We start from the raw sequence: 2283 nt of genomic DNA on the forward strand, positions 1-2283 counted from the left end.
GAAGCGGAGCCGGCGCGGCCTGCTCGCCGCCGTCCTCGCGGTGCTCCTCATCGCGGCGGGTGGGATCGCCGCCTATCTGACCATCGGGCCGGGCGCACCCACGACGGTCCCGACGCTGGCCGGGCTCTCGGTCGCGGACGCTCATACGGCACTCGACCGGGCACACCTGAAGGCCAAGGACGTCCAGGCGTTCAGCGAGGACGTCGCCTCGGGGATCGTGATCTCCGCCAAACCCGACAAGGGCGCCGAGTTGCGGCGAGGGCAGACGGTTAACCTCACCGTCTCCAAGGGGCAGGAGCGCTATCTGGTGCCCACGCTGGCGGGCGCCTCCAAGGCGACGGCGACGGCGCGCCTGGCGAAGGTCAACCTCGAGTTGGGCCCGATCACGCAGGCCTACTCCGACACGGTGGCCAAGGGGCGGATCATCTCCTCCGACCCCAGCGAGGGCGCATCGGTCAAGCGCGGCACCCCCGTCTCGATCGTGATCAGCAATGGGCCGCAGCCCTTCGATGTGCCCGACTTCCGGGGGATGTCCCTCGCGGACGCCCAGACCCTGGCCGAGCAAAGCGGCTTGACCCTGACCGAGGGTGACACCGTGTTCTCGACCGAATACGACAAGGACACGGTGGCGGCCCAGGACCCGGCGGTCGGCGGCCAGGTCGTCAAGGGCGACACCGTCACGATCGCGATGTCCAAGGGCCCCGAGATGGTCAACGTCCCGAGCGTCTTCCGGATGAGTGAGGCCAAGGCCGTGGCCACGCTCAAGGCAGCCGGCTTCGACGTCAAGGTCGACCGCTTCCTCGGCGCGCCGCTGGACATGTGCACCGGCCAGACGCCCCCCGGCGGCACCAAGGCCCCCAAGGGCAGCACCATCACCATCACGATCGTCTAGGCGATGGCCGCGACGTCGACCCGGCGGACGACCCTGCTCGCCACCGGACTGCTGGTGCTGATGACGGCGACCTGGGGGTCGACCTTCTTCCTGATCCGCGACTTGGTGCAGCACGTGCCGTCGGCCGACTTCCTGTTCGTCCGGTTCACGATCGCCGCCATCGTCATGGCGGTCGTCTTCCGCGCGCAGATCCTGGCCCTGCCCCGCCGGCAGCTGCGACTCTCGCTGCTGCTGGGCGCACTGTACGGCTGCGCCCAACTCCTGCAGACCACGGGCCTGGAGCACACCTCGGCCTCGGTCTCCGGCTTCGTCACCGGCGCGTATGTCGTGCTCACCCCGATCTGCGGGGCAGTGATCCTGCGCAAGCGCATCCCTGGCGCCCTGTGGGTGGCCGTGCTGCTGGCCACCGTGGGTCTCGGCGTGCTCTCGCTGCGCGGCTTCGCCGTGGGGCAGGGCGAAGGCCTGACGCTGGCGGCGGCGCTGCTCTATGCCTTGCACATCGTCGGCCTCGGCCAGTGGTCGACACCGGCTCAGGCCACGGGGATGGCCAGCGTCCAGGCGGGCGTCATCGCCGCGGTCTGCCTCGTGGCCGCGCTCCCGGGCGGCATCACGCTGCCGGCGACCGGCGGGCAGTGGGCATCGCTGCTCTATATGGCGCTGGTGGCCGGGGCCTTCGCGCTTTGGGCGCAGACCTGGGCGCAGGCCCACCTCGACGCCACCCGGGCGGCCATCATCATGACCACCGAGCCGGTCTTCGCCGCTCTGTTCGCCGTGCTCTTCGGTGGGGAATCCGCGACCTCGCGCATGCTCCTGGGCGGCGCCCTCGTCCTCGCGGCGATGTATCTCTCCGAACTCTCCGGCCGCACCCACCCGCCCGCCGACCCGCGCTCCGCCGAGGCCCTGCACCACGACGCCCCTTGAGCGCACCGACCCCCTGTTCCTAAACTCTGCTAGGACACCCTCCGCAGTTCTCCGCTCCTTCGGCCCACGCAGAGCGTGGGACCCAGCTCCAATACTTCGCGGGGACCCCGTCCGTCCGTGGTTTCGATAACAGGGCGTAGCAGCATTTAGGTGACCTCCAACAGGGTCTGCCCTGCTCGACGTCCCCGAAGGTGTGCTGAGTCCGGGGTGTCAAGGGCCATTGAGACCTGCCCGGTGACGGTCAGAGACTGTCCGACGAACGGTGTAACTGGCCCGACACGCCAACGAGGTTGGCGGGAAAGGTCAGTGATGACCGAGACACCGCCGAGCGTGAGCTCGATGCCGAAGGAAGCGAAGAAGACCAGGAGGTTTCCCGTTCGGATACCGAGCGGGCTGCGGTGCGGGAGTTGGTCATGGCCGCCCGCGGCCGCGGTGAGGACCTGACCGGCCCGAACGGGCTGTTGAAGGTC

3 protein-coding genes are annotated in these 2283 nt (G+C 69.5%); all 3 read left to right on the top strand.

Going from position 1 to position 2283, the window contains the following annotated elements:
• Positions 1–892 (top strand): PASTA domain-containing protein (locus PKH97_RS15995; protein ID WP_324388605.1); only part of this gene is annotated, 892 nt, incomplete at its 5' end.
• Positions 893–895: 3 nt separating this feature from the next.
• Positions 896–1813 (top strand): DMT family transporter, encoded by a 918-nt coding sequence (locus PKH97_RS16000; protein ID WP_324388606.1) that lies wholly within the window; start codon positions 896–898, stop codon positions 1811–1813.
• Positions 1814–2103: 290 nt separating this feature from the next.
• Positions 2104–2283: hypothetical protein (locus tag PKH97_RS16005; RefSeq protein WP_324388607.1), on the top strand; the 180-nt coding region annotated here is incomplete at its 3' end.

It is taken from the genome of Nostocoides sp. (assembly GCF_035343835.1).
Classification (GTDB): domain Bacteria; phylum Actinomycetota; class Actinomycetes; order Actinomycetales; family Dermatophilaceae; genus Nostocoides_A; species Nostocoides_A vanveenii.

Bases quoted from the DNA above. Each gene is read 5' to 3' on its own strand.
- PKH97_RS16000 (WP_324388606.1), top strand. From the start codon at position 896: ATGGCCGCGACGTCGACCCGGCGGACGACCCTGCTCGCCACCGGACTG.